This is a genomic window from Kocuria sp. HSID17590 (assembly GCF_003989485.1).
GTDB classification, from domain to species: domain Bacteria; phylum Actinomycetota; class Actinomycetes; order Actinomycetales; family Micrococcaceae; genus Kocuria; species Kocuria salsicia.
The window spans coordinates 12,179-28,322 of record NZ_RBMB01000033.1 but is presented as its reverse complement, the minus strand read 5'-3'; the positions used below and the strand labels follow the sequence as shown (position 1 = coordinate 28,322).

Genomic DNA, 16,144 nt, shown 5'->3' with positions numbered 1-16,144 from the left:
ACGCCGGTGCGTCCGGTGCGCGGCGCGGTGGCCGACGTCGACGACGACGGCGCGCGGGCGGCGTCGTCGGCCACGGCCGGGATCGCCGCGGTGGGGGCGGTGTGCCCGCTCGGTGTGTGCTGCTGCGTCCCGCGGGGTCGGGCGGTCGCAACGTCCTCACCAGCGGTCCCGCCACCCGGGGATCCGGACCGTCCTGCGGCGGTGGGGCGGGGCAGGGGTCGGGTGGTCTCGTCCTCCGGGGACCGCCCCGCGGTGGGTGTCCGGTCCGTCCAGGGCGCCGCGCCGTCGTCGAACGGGTCGCGGGCTGAGGGGCGGGCTGAGGAGGGGGACATGCGGGTGCCTCGTTTCGGCGGGAGATCCGGTGGCGGGTTCCCCGCAGTCTATCGAGGTGGCCCCGCCTGTGTGGGCCCACCGCGGAGCCCCGTGCGGCGGAATCGAACCGTCACGGAGTAGGACGGAACGCGGGTTCCATGCGCCCGAACGGACGGACGGGTAACCTCGCACACATGTCTGACGCGAATTCCCGAGACTTCCTGACGGCCCGACCGTGGACGGCGAGCTACGACCCGGGGGTGCCCCGCGACCTGGACCTGCCCGAGACGTCGCTGGTGCACATGCTCGAGAAGTCCGTGGCCCGCCACGGTGCCAAGACCGCCGTGGAGTTCTTCGGCGCCGGGATGACCTACGCGCAGCTCGGCGAGCAGGTCCAGCGGGCGGCCGAGGGTCTGCGGATCATGGGGGTCCAGGCGGGGGATCGCGTGGCACTCGTGCTGCCCAACTGCCCCCAGCACATCGTGGCGTTCTACGCGGTGCTGCGCCTGGGGGCGATTGTGGTGGAGCACAACCCCCTCTACACGGCACCGGAGCTGCGCCATCAGTTCGAGGACCACGGTGCACGCGTGGTGATTGCGTGGGACAAGATCGCCACCTCGATCACCCGGATGCCCAAGGACCTCGCCGTGGAGCACGTGGTGGCCGTGGACATCACCGAGAGCATGTCGACCCTGATGCGGCTCGGGCTGCGGCTGCCGCTGAAGAAGCTCGCGGAGCAGCGCCGGGAGCTGACCCAGCCTGCGCCGGGGGCGATACCGTGGCGGACGCTGGCTTCCCACGAACCGCTGCGCGCGGACCACCCCCGTCCCGTGGCGCAGGACATCGCCCTGCTGCAGTACACCTCCGGCACCACCGGCGCTCCCAAGGGCGCCATGCTCAGCCACCGCAACCTCGAGTCCAACGCGCTCATGGGCCAGCACTGGCTGGAGAGCTCCTCGGACGAGGTCGTCTACGGCGTGCTGCCCCTCTTCCACGCCTTCGGCCTCACGCTCGGCCTCACGTTCGCCATGTCCCTGGGCGCCAAGCTCGTGCTGTTCCCCACCGTGCGCGGAGACCTCATCCTGCGCGCGATGAGGAAGAGCATGCCCACGGTGCTGCCCGCCGTGCCGCCCGTCTACCAGAAGGTGCTCGACGCCGCCGCGGAGAAGGGCGTGGACCTCACCGGGATCCGCGTGGCCGTCTCCGGCGCCATGACGCTGCCCGTTCCCCTCGTGGACACCTGGGAAGATGCCACGGGCGGCATGCTCATCGAGGGCTACGGACTCACCGAGTGCTCGCCCCTGGTGGCGTGCAACCCCCTCAACGAGCACCGCCGCGCAGGCTCCATCGGCATCCCCTTCCCGAGCACCGACATCCGCATGGTCGACCCCGGTACCGGCGAGGACGTCCCGCTGGACGCGGAGGGCGAGCTGCTGGTCAAGGGCCCGCAGGTCACCCGCGGCTACTGGAAGCGCCCCCAGGAGACCGCCGAGCTGTTCACCGAGGACGGCTGGCTGCGCACGGGCGACATCGTCACGGTGGACGAGGACGGCTTCCTGCGCGTGGTGGACCGCATCAAGGAGGTCATCATCACCGGCGGCTTCAACGTGGCACCCACCGAGGTGGAGACGGCCCTGAAGCTGCACGACGCCGTCGCCGACGCCGCGGTGGTGGGCATCCCCGGCGCGGACGGCAACGAGACCGTGGTGGCCGCGGTGGTGCTGGAGCCCGGCGTGGAGCTGGACGAGGCGGCCCTGCGGCAGCACTGCTACGACAAGGTGACCCGCTACAAGGTCCCCCGCCGCATCGTCGCCATGGACGACCTCCCGCGCACGATGCTCGGCAAGACCCTGCGGCGGGCCGTCAAGGAGGAGATCCTGGAGAAGAAGCTCCTCGACTCCTGACACGAGGTCCCCGGGGCGGGCGGGCGCGCACCGGCGCGGTGCCGAACCGGCTGCTCGCGGCGGCGTTGCCCGCGGCGTCGACGGCGAGGGGCCCGTGGCCCTCGCGAGGATCCCCAGGCCTCGAGGGTCCACCCGCCCTGAGGACTCACCCGCCTCGAGGAGGCACCCCACGTCCCGGCAGGAAGGCGGCACCCGTGGAGCTGCGACAGCTGCGCTACTTCATCGCGGTCGCCGAGGAGCGGCACTTCGGCCGTGCGGCGCAGCGGCTGGGCATGGCCCAGCCCCCTCTCTCGCAGCAGATCCGGCAGCTCGAAGATCAGCTGGGCGTCACCCTGCTGGAGCGCACCACCCGGCGCGTGGACCTGACCCCCGCCGGGCAGGAGCTGCTGGAGCGGGGCAGAGCGGTGCTCGCTGAGATCGCGACCCTGGAGGCGGACGTGCACCGCATCGGTGCAGGGACCACCGGTGTGCTGAGGTTGGGGTGCTGCGGTGCCGCCACCTACGCGAGCATGCCCCGGGTGCTGCGAGGGGTGGCAGAGCGTCTGCCGGGGGTGGCCCTCACCGTGCAGGGGGAGATGTCCGACGCGGCCGTCGAGTCCGGGCTGCGCGAACGCACGCTGGACCTCGGGCTCCTGCACCCGCCGGTGGCAACACCGGGCATCGAGCACCGGGTCGTCGGGCGGGAACGGCTCGTCGTCGCCGTGCAGCAGGGCAGCCCGCTCGTCTCGGGGCGGGGGCTCGCGGTCGGGGACCTGCGGGAGCAGGTCTTCGTCGGCCACCCGGAGGGATCACCCCTGCAGCGTGCCGTGGACGAGCTGTGCCGCGGTGGCGGGTTCCAGCCGCGCGTCGCGCAGAGCACCCCGGAGATCTCCGTGATGCTGTCGCTGGTGGCGGCAGGCCAGGGGGTTGCCGTGCTCCCGGAGCAGGTGCGTGCCCTGCGGCTCGACGGCGTGGCCTACGAGGACCTTGCGGACGTCGCCCACGTGGAGCTCGTGCTCGCGTGGCGCGGGGAGGACCGCTCGGCCGTCCTGCGTAGTGTCCTGGAGCTCGTGGTGGAGCTCGCGGAGCAGTGGTGACCGCTCGCGGCGGCCGTCGGTGCTCCGGGGGACAGGGGTCGCTCGGATGCAAGCTCAGTGAAAATCATGAATATGACGATTGTGACGTGCGTTGCACCCGGTCACGGCGGGGTGCGGAGATCATTCCCGGCATTGTGTGGGCCTCGCAACGCTTTACTTGCGTCTCGATGGAGTTGCCACATAAAGTGTTAATGTCGGTCGAAGTGGCCCGGGCGCATCCCCCCAAATGAGCGCCCGGATGATCCCCCGGCTGGCCGGCGTCCCGATCTCCCCCAGATTCGGGATGTCCGACGGGTCCTGCCGATCCCCCAAGTGGCAGGACCCGTCCCCTGTTAACAGGCTCTTTTCCCCGGCCCCTCGGCGCCGGTCTCAGCGCAGCCCCAGCGCCACGAGGCGGGGGAGCACCTTATGGGCGATGCCCACAAGAGTGGCCTGCTCCTCCTCGTCGAGCACGTCGATGAACGTCTCACGCACCAGGTGCAGGTGTCCCGGGGCGGCGTTCTCGATTGCCTCCCGGCCGCGGCCGGTGATCCCCACCATGAGTCCGCGGGCGTCCGAGGGGTTGGGGGAGCGGGTGATCATTTCCCGGCGCTCCATGCGGGAGAGCATGTGGGACAGCCGCGAACGCTCCCACCCCAGCAGCGTCAGCAGCTCGCGGGACGCCATCCCCTCCGAGGGACCCTCGGACAGGGGCACCAGGACTTCGTACTCGGAGCTGGAGAGCTCGCTGTCGCGCTGCAGCTGGCGGTCCACTGCGCGCTCCATTCCGCGGCTGAGCTCCAGGAAGCCACGCCAGGCGGCCTGTTCCTCCGGGGTGAGCCACTGGACGGGCACGTCCGTGGGTGTGGTGTCCATGCTTCCTCGCGCTCTCTGTGACGGCCCGCGCGTGGTCGCGCGGATGGTGGGTGGGCTCAGCCGCGGTGCTCGCGGGTGATCCAGTCGGAGTCGTAGTGGCCCGGGTCCTCGTGGCGATCCCGGCGGCGCACGCGTTCGGCGTAGTCGGTGGGGCGCAGGGGGGAGTCGTCGTCGTCCGGGCGCGTGAGCCGTGCGGTGGCGACCAGGCCGAAGCCGAGACCGGCGCCCACCACCATCGTCATGCCCCCCACCACGAACGCCAGGATGTAGTCGTCCAGCAGGTCTGGGGGCACGGACGGACCGAGCCAGGAGGGGACGACGAACGCGGTGGCGAAGCAGCCCAGCCCGAGCAGCAGCAGGGCGGCGGGGATGAGCCACAGCCTGGACCACGGGCGGCGCTGCGGGCCTCCCGTCTCCCAGGGCTCCCGGAACACGGCGAGCGCGCGGGTCTGCACGAGCGCGTAGCCCGCGAGCCCCGCCACCATGAGGGCACCGCCCACGAGCCAGCCGAGCCAGGTGCCCGCTGCGAGCAGCCCCAGACCGGCGAGCAGCCCCAGCAGGATGACGGTGAAGGACAGCCCCCGGCCCATGCGCCGGGCGGCCTGTGCAGAAGCGGTCCGCGTGGAGGGCTCAGAGGGCTGACCGGGTGCGGAGGGCGACGTGGCCGTCGGCCGGGGCGTCTCCTCGGCCGGCTGCGCGCGGATGCCGTAGCGCGGGCGCTCGTCCTCGTGGCAGGTGCCCTGGTCTCCAGGCACTGCGGCCCCGGACGCGCTGGGGCCCCGGCGCGGGGTGTCGTCGGTATCGTGGCGGTCGCGGGGGTGCTGGGCGGGAGTCATGGCTGATCCAGTGTGGTCGAGCGGCGGTGCCGCGCGGCGGCTCTGCCGCGCACGGCCTCAAACAAGGCCACTGTAGCCCGCCGCGGTGACGTGAGATGGGGACCCGTGGCACGCTGGACGTATCATCCGCAAGACGTTCACAGGAAGTGGTACATGTCGGATCTGACGGCGGACAACGGCGAGCAGGACCACGAGAAGTACTCCACGGTGGGGTCCTACGTGCGCGAGGGCGAGGAGTACGACCGTGACACCACGTACATCGAGGACCGCATCGTCGCGGATCCCGAGCACGCGCAGCTGTCCCCGGGGGCGCAGGCATGGCCCGTGGAGCCCGGGCGGTACCGCCTGGTCGCGGCCCGGGCCTGCCCCTGGGCGAACCGCACGCTGATCGTGCGCCGGCTGCTGGGGCTGGAGGACGCCATCTCCCTGGGCCTTGCCGGCCCCACCCACGACGCCCGGTCCTGGCCCTTCGACCTCGACCCGGACGGCCGCGACCCCGTGCTGGGCACCCAGCGGCTGCAGGAGAACTACTTCGCGCGCTTCCCAGGCTACCCGCGCGGCATCACCGTGCCGGCCATGGTGGACGCGCCCACGGGTCAGGTGGTGACCAACGACTTCGCGCAGATGACCGAGGACTTCGCCACCGAGTGGCGCGAGTACCAGCGCGATGGCGCCCCGGACCTGTGGCCCGCCGAGCTGGTGGAGGAGATGCGCCCGGTCATGCGCCGCGTCTACACCGAGATCAACAACGGCGTGTACCGCTGCGGCTTCGCGGGCTCGCAGGAGGCCTACGACGCCGCGTACGAGCGCTTGTGGGCGGGGTTGGACTGGGTCGAGGAGCGGCTGGCGACCCGCCGCTACCTGATGGGCGAGCACATCACCGAGGCGGATGTCCGCCTGTTCACCACGCTGGTGCGCTTCGACCCGGTGTACGTGAGCCACTTCAAGGCGTCCCGGAACAAGCTCACCGAGATGCCGAACCTGTGGGGCTACGCGCGGGACCTGTTCCAGACCCCCGGCTTCGGGGACACAGTGGACTTCCAGCAGATCAAGGACCACTACTTCGTGGTCCACCGCGACATCAACCCCCCGGCATCGTCCCGCTGGGTCCGGACCTCACCAACTGGACCACGCCGCACGGCCGGCAGGCTCTCGGCGGGTCCCCGTTCGCACCGGGGGCCACGCCCCCTGGCCCGGTTCGCCCGCAGGAGCGGGTGCTCGCAGAGCACACCCCGCTCACTGACTGAGGAGGGAGCGGGGGACGACGACGCCGCGCGGCCGACTCCGGCAGCCCGGGCCGGTTCCGCGCGGCTGGCGGAGTGCTCGTGGGAACCCCACAAGTGCGCCCCGGGCGCTTTTGTGCGCCGTGCCCGGGACGCACCCGGTGCCCGGGTAATAGGGTTTATGTGGCTTCCGCCCCGGATCCGGTCCTCCTGCGTACTCTCTCCTGGCGAGGAGCGGTCCAGGGCCCGCCCGTCCCCCGGACACCGTCCGACGACTCCCGAGGAGATTCATGGTCCCGTACCGCAATGAGCGCGCCGCAGCACTTCCCGCACGGCTGTCCCGGTCGTGGCTGCTCACGTCCGCGGCGGATCCCGCCCTCTTCGCCCCGGCGCTGGCCTCGGAGGCGGACTCGGTGGTGCTCGACATCGAGGACGCCGTGCCGGAGGAGGACAAGGATCGCGCGCGAACGGAGATGGTGCGGGCCATGCAGGACGGCGTCAGCGCGTGGGTGCGGATCAACGACATCAGCACCCCGCACTGGGAGAAGGACCTTGCGGCACTGAGCGAGGTAGGCAACCTGCGGGGGATCGTGCTTGCCAAGACCGAGCACCCGGACCACATCACCAAGACGGCGATGATGAGCCGCGCGGGTACTCCCGTGGTCGCGCTCATCGAGTCCGCGGTGGGTCTGATGAACGCGTACGACATCGCCCGCGCCCCGGGCGTCTTCCGCCTGGCCTTCGGCGTGGGTGACTTCCGCAAGGACACCGGCGCCTCCGGGGACCCCATGGCGCTGGCCTTCGCACGCTCCACGCTCGTCACCGCGTCCCGCGTGGGCGAGTTGCCCGGCCCGGTCGACGGGCCGAGCAACGGCATGTATGGCGAGGAGCTCGCCGCCGCGTGCAAGGTCACCCAGTCCATGGGCATGACCGGAAAGCTGTGCCTGGACCCCGCCCAGGCGGACGGCATCAACCACGCCCTGGCTCCGAGCGACCAGGAGATCCGCTGGGCACGGGAGATGATCGAGCAGGCGAACTCCGGCCACGCCGGGGCAGACGGCTCCTACCTGCCGCGGCTCGCCCGCGCCAGGAAGGTCTCCGAGCTGGCTGAGACCTACGGCCTCTGGAACAGCTGAGACCCGCGGCCCGCAGCGGGTTCAGCCCTCCAGGCCCCATCCCCGCAGCAGTTGCGTGAGCGCAGGGTCGGCGAGGGAGTCCACGAGGTAGTGGGAGCGCAGCGGCTCGTCGTGGCCGTGGGGCGCGCCCAGTACGACCATCCCGGCGGCCTCTGCGGCGGAGCTCCCGGCGGGGGAGTCCTCCACGGCGAGGGCCTGCTCCGGTGCCACGCCGAGCCGACGGACGGCCTCCTCGTATATGTCCGGGGCGGGCTTTCCCTCGGCCACGTCGTTCGCGCTGACCCAGGTCTGCAGGACGTCGCCCAGACCGATGGCGGCCATCTTGCGGTCGAGGATCGCGCGGGTCGAGTTGCTCGCCACGGCCACCGGCACGTGTCCGGCGACGGCCCGCACCGTCTCCACCGCGCCGGGCAGCGGTTTCAGCACCTGGCTGACCACGTCCTGCTCGGTGCGCAGCAGGTCCTGGAGCACCTCGTCGACGGACGGGGCGCTCCCGCCGCCGGTCTTCGCCGCGGCCTCCGCCTCGCGTGCGATGTGCCGTGCCACATCCCTCGCCGCCAGGCCCATCAGGTCCGTTCCCGTGCGCTCGTCGAGCGGCACGCCGAAACGCTTGGCCACCTGCTGCTGCACGTCCGACCAGGCTCGTTCGGTGTCCATGAGCACCCCGTCGCAGTCGAAGACGACGGCGCGGGGTCGCCACTGCGGGTCCGGGGCGGGGAGGCTGGGTTCCATGCACCCAGTCAACCACGCGGAGATGGCGCGGCCCGCGGACGGTGCGGGCGGCGGCGTCGTCCCCGGGGCTGTCGCAGAGGGGCACCCGCCCGCTGACCAAGGCCCGCTGACTAGAGTGGGACCATGCCGGAGAACGCAGGACATTCAGGGGAAACCACAATGCAGCGCCTGGCCACGCAGTACCGGGTGGCCACGCAGTATGAGGGCTTTGACGGGGAGACGGTGAGCGTCCCGGAGAAGACGCTGCGCAGCGTGCTCACGGCGCTCGGAGCGGACGTCACGGACGACGACGCCGCGCAGCGCAGCCTGGCCGAGCGCGAGACCGCGCCGTGGCGCACCCTGTTGCCGCCCGTCCTCGTAACCGAGGCGGGTGCCGCGGCCTCGGTCCCGGTGACGTTCGACGACGGGGACACCGTGCGCGTGCGGCTGTGGCACGAGGACGATCCGGACGAGGTCTGGGAACTGCGGCCCGCGCAGGGGACGGCTCCCGAGATGCGCCGCGTCGACGGGACGAGCCGGCAGCGGGTGGCCCACGCACTGCCGGGGGGCCTGCCGCTGGGCTGGTACCGGCTGGAGGCCACCACTGGCTCGGGCGAGTCCGCGGAGATCGACGTCGCCGTGACCCCGCAGCGCCTCAGCACCACGGACCGGCTGCGCCGAAGCCGACACTGGGGCTACATGGCCCAGCTGTACTCCGTGGTCTCCTCGCGCTCCTGGGGCGTGGGGGACCTCTCGGACCTCGCGTCCCTGGCAGCCGTGAGCGGCGTCCAGGGCGCCGACTACGTGCTGATCAACCCGCTGCACGCCGCCGAGCCCGTCCCGCCCGTGGAGCCCTCCCCGTACCTGCCCTCGAGCCGCCGCTTCTTCAACCCCCTCTACCTGCGCGTGGCGGACGTGGCCGAGCTCCCGTACCTGCGCCCGGCGGACCGGGAGGTCGTGGACCGGCTCGCGGCCATCGAGCGCAAGGCCGTCCTGGACCCCTCCACGATCGACCGCGACTCCGCGTTCGCCGCCAAGCTCAAGACGTTGGAGCTGCTCTACACCGTGCGCCGCTCGCCCTACCGCCAGCAGCAGCTCGAGGCCTTCGTGGCCCAGGGCGGGCAGCCCCTGCAGGACTTCGCCCTGTGGTGCGCGCTGCGCGAGGAGCTCGGGGAGGAGAACCCCCTGTGGCAGGGCGAGGCGTCCTCCCCGGAGGCCCCCTACGCCCGGGAGGCGCGCTCCCGGCTGCGCCACCGCATCAACTTCCACGTCTGGCTGCAGTGGCTGCTCGACAACCAGCTTGAGGCCGCCCAGCGCGCCGCCCACCGGGCGGGCATGGAGATCGGCGTGGTGCACGACCTCGCCGTGGGCGTCCACAAGCACGGCGCGGACGCGTGGGCCCTGCAGGACGTCATGGCGCAGGGCGTGAGCGTGGGTGCCCCCGCGGACATGTACAACCAGCTCGGCCAGGACTGGAGCCAGCCGCCGTGGGACCCGCAGAAGCTCGCCGAGGCCGGCTACCGGCCCTGGCGGCAGATGATGGGCAACATCTTCCGGCACTCCGGCGGCGTGCGGATCGACCACGTGGCGGGGCTGTTCCGGCTGTGGTGGATCCCGGACGGCAACAAGGCCTCGGACGGCACCTACGTCTACTACGACCACGAGGCCATGGTGGGAGTGCTCGCGCTCGAGGCCGAGCTCGCCGGCGTGCTCGTGGTGGGTGAGGACCTCGGAACCGTCGAGGAGAGCGTGCGCGAGTACCTGGAGGCCAAGGGCGTGCTGGGAACCTCCATCCTGTGGTTCGAGATGGACGGGGATGTCCCCCTGGACCCCTCCCGCTACCGCGAGCTGTGCATGGCCTCGGTCAACACCCACGACCTGCCGCCCACCGCGGGCTACCTCGAGGGCGTGCAGCTGGAGCTGCGCGAGAAGCTTGACCTGCTCGCCCGCTCCCCGGAGGAGGAGCGCGAGGACGCCCGGCGCCAGCTCGAGACGTTCTTCACCGCGGTGGCCGAGGCCGGCTACCTCCCGCACGGGGAGAACTCCTCCCAGGAGGAGAGGATCGAGGCGCTCTACCGCTACCTGTGCGACGCCCCCTCCCTGCTGCTTAACGTGTCCCTCGTGGACGCCGTGGGGGAGAAGCGGATCCAGAACCAGCCCGGCACGAGCGACGAGTACCCGAACTGGCGGGTGCCCCTCGCGGACTCGGACGGACGGCCCGTGATGCTCGAGAACCTGCCCCGGCTGGAGCGCGTGAACAGCCTCGTGGACGTGGTCAACGAGGCTCTCGGCACCCACCGCCGGGATCCCAAGGTCACGTCCCGGGCGCCCAAGCAGCCCGAGCGCCGGGACATCGCGGACCCGTTCCGCGCCGCCGCCCAGGAGTCCTGAGCGTCGGACCGCCGAGGGTGGCCGGACGGAGGGGTTGCCCTCCCGGGGGAATTAGGTAAGATAAGTCTTACCTAATCTCCTAGGTGAGGAGATGGGGCCGAAAAAAGCGTGTTGGGGTGGCGAGCCGGGTTATGGACGGTTCGCCACCCCCACTCGTCTCCGCACCCCGATCCCACGAACGGGGCGGACGGTCCAGGCCGCGGCTCGCGCGGGATTCCGCCGCCAGCGCCGCAGGGCCCGCGAATTGGCGCATCGCGGCGCACCGGCTAGGATCGAGGGGCGCTCAATCGCACCGTTTCCGTTTCAAATTTGCGAGAGAGTCCGTAGAAGCCTAGAATCTAAGGCTGTCGTGTGGTGGAGTCCATCTACCGGCGCCTTGATCTTCACCGTCTTCGTCGTAGCGAGTGCCCTGACCGGTACTGCCGCGGGGTAAGAGAACCTCACGCCCGGCGCGCGAACGGTGGCATTTTCTTGAGGTGACGGACCACTCGTGGCCATGGCCGCTGGCGGAACACCGCCCGGCGGCCGCCATGCGTGCCGTCATTTCGTCGACATTGGACATTGGAGGAGAACACTATGGCAGCGCACTGCCAGGTGACCGGGGCCCAGCCGGGCTTTGGCCACAGCATCTCGCACTCGCACCGCCGCACCAAGCGCCGGTGGAACCCGAACATCCAGAAGAAGCGTTACTGGGTGCCCTCGCTGCGTCGCAACGTCACGCTCAACCTGAGCGCGAAGGGCATCAAGGTCATCGATGCCCGCGGCATCGACGCCGTGGTCAACGAACTCATCGCACGTGGGGAGAAGATCTGAGATGGCTAAGGACAAGGACGTACGTCCCATCATCAAGCTCAAGTCCACGGCCGGCACCGGGTTCACCTACGTCACCCGCAAGAACCGCCGTAACAACCCCGACCGCCTCGTCATGAAGAAGTACGACCCGGTGGTCCGCAAGCACGTCGATTTCCGCGAGGAGCGCTGAATCCATGGCCAAGAAGTCCAAGATCGCCAAGAACGAGCAGCGCAAGGTCATCGTCGAGCGCTACGCCGCCAAGCGTGCTGAGCTGAAGAAGACCCTCGTGGACGAGAACGCGTCCCCCGAGGCCCGCGAGGAGGCCCGCCTGGGCCTGCAGAAGCTGCCCCGCGACGCCTCCCCGATCCGCGTGCGCAACCGCGACCAGATCGACGGCCGTCCCCGCGGGACCTTCCAGCGCTTCGGGATCTCCCGCGTGCGCTTCCGCGACATGGCTCACCGCGGCGAACTGCCCGGCATCTACAAGTCCAGCTGGTAATTTCTCACTCTGAGGGGCCCCGCCCCTCGGCAGTTCCTACCGAGAGATCGCCAACCCAGTCCAGGAGGACAAGCACATGGCTATGAACCGCAGCGAACTCGTCGCCGAGGTTGCCGAGAAGTCCGGCAACACCCAGGCCGCCGTCAACGGCGTGCTGGATTCCCTCTTCGAGGTCTTCGAGAGCTCCGTCTCCAAGGGCGAGAAGATCACGATCCCCGGGTGGCTCTCCGTCGAGCGCACGGACCGTGCCGCTCGCCAGGGCCGCAACCCGCAGACCGGCGAGGCCATCCAGATTCCCGCCGGCCACGGTGTGAAGCTCACCGCCGGCTCCAAGCTGAAGGCTGCTGTCTCCTCCAAGTGAGGCAGGCTGGCACGGGTCCCGCACCCGTGACCGCTCAAGGGACCGTTCGCGCATCCGCGTGAACGGTCCCTTTGCGTGCACCGGGGCGGAGCGCATTCCCGGTGCGGAATGGACCGCGCCACACCCCGGGGAGGTTCGTGCTCCGTGCCGGGGTGGCGCATAATGGGGAGTCCCTGTCCTGTTCCGCAGCCAGCCCCGGAGGTGTTCGGTGTCCCCTCGCGCACGCCGACTTGCCCGTGGCTGGACCGCGGGGCTGGTGGCCACCACCCTGGCCGCCGGATCGCACGCGGCTCTGGACGGCACCTGGCCCTCACCCCTGGTGATCGCCCTGTCCACGTGCCTGGCCGCGCCGGTGTGCATGCTGCTGTCCGGGCGGGCACTCTCGCGCGTGGGCGTGGCGGCCAATGTGGCCGTGAGCCAGCTGCTCCTGCACGTGCTGTTCGCGCAGTCCACGGGCATGGTGCACGCCGTGGACCACACGCACCACCACGGCGCCGCGGCAGTGGACGGGCCGCAGGTGCTGATCACCTCCCTGCCGCCGGTGGCCCACCACGGCGGTGGCATGCTCGTGGCGCACGTGGTCGCCGCCCTCGCCACCTACGCCCTGCTGCGCCACGGCGAGGTGGCCGTCCTGCGCCTGCTCGAGACGTTCTCGCTGCGGGTTCTGCATCTGCTCACCGCCCTCCCACGACCGGTCCTGACGGCGGTCCCCCCGCGGACTTCCTGGAGCTCTCCCCGGGCGCTGTCGGACCAGCTGCTGCTCTCGAGCCTGTACGGGTACCGCGGGCCGCCGGTGGCCGCGTAGGCGTCCGCCGCAGCCAGTTCTGCGGCGTCGATGCCCCGCGACGCATCCACTGCAGACCCCGCCGCACCGTGCGGCACGCACGCGCCACCCGGCGCAGGAGAAACATCCCATGAAACACATGAACGACCACCACACACCGCGGACCGGCTCGTTGGCCGGGCGCACCCCGGTCACCCGGGCCGGCGCCGTGGGCGGAGCACCCTTCGCAGCGCGCCGCCCCGGTGCGGCCCGTGCCGTTGCCGCGCCCGCCGGGCACCGGGCCGTCCTGCCCGCGCTCCTCGCGGCGCTCACCGCGCTGCTCCTCGTGCTGGCCACGGCCGGCCCGGCGAGCGCGCACGACGAGCTGGTGAGCACGAATCCGGCGGCGGGCTCGAGCGTCGAGAAGGCGCCGACCACCCTGGACCTCACGTTCTCCGGCAACATTCAGGACATCGGCAGCGAGGTCCGGGTGACGGACTCCCACGGCACGGACATGACGCGCGGCACGCTGGCCGTGCAGAAGACCAAGGTCTCCCAGCCGCTGCGCGAAGGAGGCGACTCGGATGAGACCTACACTGTCACGTGGCGCGTGGTCTCCCAGGACGGTCACCCGATCGAGGGGACCTTCACCTACGACGTCGGGGAGGGCGCGGGCTCCACGGCCTCCCCGGCTCCGGTGTCCTCGGCCTCCGGCCAGGCGCAGCAGGATGACGCCCAGCAGCCCGTGAGCGGCACCGGCGTGCCGGGCTGGGTGCTGCCGGTGATCGGCGGCGTCGTGGCACTCGTCCTGCTCCTGGTGGTGCTGGCCTTCGCCACGCGTCCCCGGCAGCGCTGACCTCCGGCGGCGCCACACCGGAACACCCCAGAGCCGAGACCGCACCGCGGATCCGGCACTCCACCCTTCCCGGTTCGCGCACCACCGGACTCGCCCGCGACGCGCGCGCCGCGTCTGCTCGGTGGCCGCCCGCACGGCCCACGCCGAGTGACGTCAGGCCACGTCGGCCAGCCTCAGACGGCGGCTACGAGCGCCGAGCACCGCCGGCCGGTGCCGGGTGACGTCGGCCAGTGCCGGGCAACGCCACACGGCAGGCCTCGGCGACGCCGCACGGCAGGCATCGGCGGGTCGCCCTCGGCGACGGCCGTGCCCCGTCCGAACCGGAACCCTACGTCCACGAGGAACACCATGAACCTGAACACCAAGCCCACCACCATCTCCACCGCGCGTCACGCGGGATCCACCGTGCCGGCCACCCACCGTGCGTTCGCCACGGTCGCGGCCCTCGGAATCGGCCTCGCGGCACTGACCGGCTGCTCGGCGCAGGGCGGGGACGCGGCGTCGTCGCCGTCCGCCTCCCAGAGCGCCTCGGACGCTGCCTCGGACGCGCCGCTGACCCTCGACAACGGCTGGGCAAAGGCCGCTGACGCGGGAATGACCGCGGCCTTCGGCACGCTCACCAACACCTCGGACAAGGACGTCACCGTCACGGGCGCCAGCGCGGACGGGACCGCCGGGTCCGTCCAGCTGCACGAGACGGTCACCGACGGCACGAGCGGCTCCACCACCATGCGCCAGAAGGACGGCGGCTTCACGATCCCCGCGGGCAAGAGCATCGCTCTGGAGCCGGGCGGCAACCACATCATGCTCATGGACCTGAGCTGCTCGCTGAAGGCGGGAGCGGACCTCACGCTGCAGCTGCAGTCGGATGCCGGCACGAAGACGGTCACGGTCCCGGTGCGCGACTACTCGGGCGCCAAGGAGGAGTACGCGCCGGGCGAGGGCGCCAGCGGTTCCGCGGATTCCCACGAGGGCATGGACATGTCCTCCGCGAGCCCGGAGGCGTCCGCCGGGAGTTCTGAGCACTCCGAGCACTCCGGCCACGACCACTCCTCCCACGGCAGCTCGGAGGGATCCGGCTCGACCCACGCGGGCATGGACATGAGCTCGCCGTCCTCCTCCGCGCTCCCGGAATGCCATGCCGGCTGATCGAGAGCCAGTGAAGTCCTCGGGCTGGAGCCGGCGGTCGCTGCTCACGGGCGCGGTCGCCGGCGCCGGTGCGACCGGCATCGGAGCGGTCTCCGCGGCCGCCCTGGGCGGGCAGCCGCCCTGGTCCGCGGGGACGCAGGACGAGAACCGTCCCGGGCAGCGCACGGAGCCCTTTCACGGGGCGCGGCAGGCGGGCGTGGCCACGCTGCCGCAGGCGTTCTGCGCATTCGTCTCCCTGGACCTCGACGCCGCGGCCACCCGGGACTCGCTGCGTCGGCTGCTGCGTGTGCTCACGGACGACGCCGCGGCGCTGACCCGGGGACAGGCGCCCGTCAACGACCAGGAGCCGTGGCTCGCGGAGAACCCGTCCCGGCTGACCGTGACCGTGGGCTTCGGCCCGCGGGCCGTCTCGCTCATCGACCGCTCCCGCGCGCCGGGGTGGCTGCGACCCCTGCCGGCGTTCGGGGTGGACAGGCTGCAGGACGCGTGGAACCAGGGGGACCTGCTGCTGCAGCTGTGCTGCGACGACCGCCTGACCATGGCCCACGCCCAGCGCGTGCTGCTCAAGGACGTCCGTTCGTTCGCGAGCGTGGGGTGGGTGCAGGACGGTTTCCGCAACACGGTGGGTGCCACCCCGGACGGCCAGACCATGCGCAACCTCTTCGGCCAGGTGGACGGCACCTCCAACCCCTACCCGGGCGAGGAGGAGCACGAGAAGGTGGTCTACGGGCGCGGCGGGTTTGCGCCGTGGATCGAGAACGGCACCTCGCTGGTGCTGCGGCGGATCCACATGAACCTGGACACGTGGGACGAGGCCGACACCCCGGCGCGCGAGGACGCGGTGGGGCGCAGGCTCTCGGACGGCGCACCGCTCACGGGGCAGAAGGAGCACGACGAGCCGGACCTCGACGCGAAAGGCTCCCTGGGCTTCCCCGTGATCTCCTCCTACAGCCACGTGCGGCGCTCGCGCAGCCCGAACCCGGACGAGAAGATCTTCCGCAGGGTGTACAACTACGACCTGGCGGTGCGTGACGCCTCCGGGCGCAGTGGTTCCGGGGACGTCAGCGGGGGAGTCTCCGCCACGGGCCTGATCTTCGCCTCCTACCAGGCGGACCCCGTGAAGCAGTTCGTCCCCATCCAGAAGCGGCTGGACGAGCTGGACATGCTGAACACGTGGACCGTTCCCATCGGCTCGGCCGTGTTCGCCATCCCGCCCGGGTGCGAACCGGGCGGGTTCATCGGGGACGTGCTGTTCACGTGAGGCATGCCGCGGCGACGG

15 protein-coding genes and 2 pseudogenes are annotated in these 16,144 nt (G+C 71.5%); 13 read left to right on the top strand and 4 right to left on the bottom strand.

What is annotated here, in order from left to right; all coding sequences use genetic code 11:
• Positions 1–332 (bottom strand): annotated as a pseudogene (locus D8M39_RS10585) (hypothetical protein); the annotation flags it as partial.
• Positions 333–506: 174 nt separating this feature from the next.
• Between D8M39_RS10585 and D8M39_RS10580 the strand changes: the two are divergent.
• On the top strand, positions 507–2,216 hold the full coding sequence (locus D8M39_RS10580) for a long-chain-fatty-acid--CoA ligase (RefSeq protein WP_055082740.1): 1,710 nt from the start codon (positions 507–509) through the stop codon (positions 2,214–2,216).
• A gap of 194 nt (positions 2,217–2,410) precedes the next feature.
• Positions 2,411–3,292 (top strand): LysR family transcriptional regulator, encoded by an 882-nt coding sequence (locus D8M39_RS10575; protein ID WP_126874987.1) that lies wholly within the window; start codon positions 2,411–2,413, stop codon positions 3,290–3,292.
• A gap of 369 nt (positions 3,293–3,661) precedes the next feature.
• Here the strand turns inward: D8M39_RS10575 and D8M39_RS10570 are convergent, their stop codons facing one another.
• Both D8M39_RS10570 and D8M39_RS10565 read right to left on the bottom strand, forming a co-directional pair.
• Complete coding sequence (locus D8M39_RS10570; RefSeq protein WP_055082744.1) at positions 3,662–4,147, bottom strand: MarR family winged helix-turn-helix transcriptional regulator; 486 nt, start codon at positions 4,145–4,147, stop codon at positions 3,662–3,664.
• Positions 4,148–4,203: 56 nt separating this feature from the next.
• Positions 4,204–4,983 (bottom strand): hypothetical protein, encoded by a 780-nt coding sequence (locus D8M39_RS10565; protein WP_126874986.1) that lies wholly within the window; start codon positions 4,981–4,983, stop codon positions 4,204–4,206.
• A 153-nt stretch (positions 4,984–5,136) separates the two neighbouring features.
• Here D8M39_RS10565 and D8M39_RS10560 point away from each other — a divergent pair.
• Both D8M39_RS10560 and D8M39_RS10555 read left to right on the top strand, forming a co-directional pair.
• Positions 5,137–6,230: pseudogene (locus D8M39_RS10560) on the top strand (glutathione S-transferase family protein).
• Positions 6,231–6,496: 266 nt separating this feature from the next.
• Positions 6,497–7,342, top strand: coding sequence for a CoA ester lyase (locus D8M39_RS10555; RefSeq protein ID WP_055082748.1), 846 nt, complete (start codon positions 6,497–6,499; stop codon positions 7,340–7,342).
• A 21-nt stretch (positions 7,343–7,363) separates the two neighbouring features.
• Here the strand turns inward: D8M39_RS10555 and D8M39_RS10550 are convergent, their stop codons facing one another.
• Positions 7,364–8,074, bottom strand: a complete 711-nt coding sequence (locus tag D8M39_RS10550; protein ID WP_094395167.1) for an HAD family phosphatase — start codon at positions 8,072–8,074, stop codon at positions 7,364–7,366.
• Between the two features lie 123 nt (positions 8,075–8,197).
• Between D8M39_RS10550 and malQ the strand changes: the two genes are divergently transcribed.
• The 9 genes from malQ (at position 8,198) to D8M39_RS10505 (ending at position 16,126) form a co-directional block, all read left to right on the top strand.
• Complete coding sequence (malQ, locus tag D8M39_RS10545) at positions 8,198–10,444, top strand: 4-alpha-glucanotransferase (protein ID WP_126874985.1); 2,247 nt, start codon at positions 8,198–8,200, stop codon at positions 10,442–10,444.
• Between the two features lie 576 nt (positions 10,445–11,020).
• Positions 11,021–11,257: a 50S ribosomal protein L28 gene (rpmB, locus tag D8M39_RS10540; protein WP_012397434.1), complete on the top strand. Its 237-nt coding sequence runs from the start codon at positions 11,021–11,023 to the stop codon at positions 11,255–11,257.
• 1 nt (position 11,258) lies between these two features.
• Positions 11,259–11,426, top strand: coding sequence for a 50S ribosomal protein L33 (gene rpmG, locus D8M39_RS10535; RefSeq protein WP_012397435.1), 168 nt, complete (start codon positions 11,259–11,261; stop codon positions 11,424–11,426).
• Positions 11,427–11,430: 4 nt separating this feature from the next.
• Positions 11,431–11,736: a 30S ribosomal protein S14 gene (gene rpsN, locus D8M39_RS10530; protein ID WP_012397436.1), complete on the top strand. Its 306-nt coding sequence runs from the start codon at positions 11,431–11,433 to the stop codon at positions 11,734–11,736.
• Positions 11,737–11,812: 76 nt separating this feature from the next.
• Complete coding sequence (locus D8M39_RS10525) at positions 11,813–12,097, top strand: HU family DNA-binding protein (RefSeq protein WP_055082754.1); 285 nt, start codon at positions 11,813–11,815, stop codon at positions 12,095–12,097.
• A gap of 208 nt (positions 12,098–12,305) precedes the next feature.
• Entirely contained in the window at positions 12,306–12,902 is a 597-nt protein-coding gene (locus D8M39_RS10520; RefSeq protein ID WP_055082756.1) for a hypothetical protein, read from the top strand.
• A gap of 109 nt (positions 12,903–13,011) precedes the next feature.
• Positions 13,012–13,716 (top strand): copper resistance CopC family protein, encoded by a 705-nt coding sequence (locus D8M39_RS10515; RefSeq protein WP_238694053.1) that lies wholly within the window; start codon positions 13,012–13,014, stop codon positions 13,714–13,716.
• A gap of 348 nt (positions 13,717–14,064) precedes the next feature.
• Positions 14,065–14,865 carry a copper chaperone PCu(A)C gene (locus D8M39_RS10510; protein WP_055082758.1) on the top strand — a complete coding sequence of 267 codons (801 nt, stop codon included), beginning with the start codon at positions 14,065–14,067 and terminating at the stop codon, positions 14,863–14,865.
• Positions 14,855–16,126: a Dyp-type peroxidase gene (locus D8M39_RS10505; protein ID WP_055082760.1), complete on the top strand. Its 1,272-nt coding sequence runs from the start codon at positions 14,855–14,857 to the stop codon at positions 16,124–16,126. Before D8M39_RS10510 ends, D8M39_RS10505 begins: the two co-directional genes overlap by 11 nt.
• Positions 16,127–16,144 lie beyond the last annotated feature (18 nt).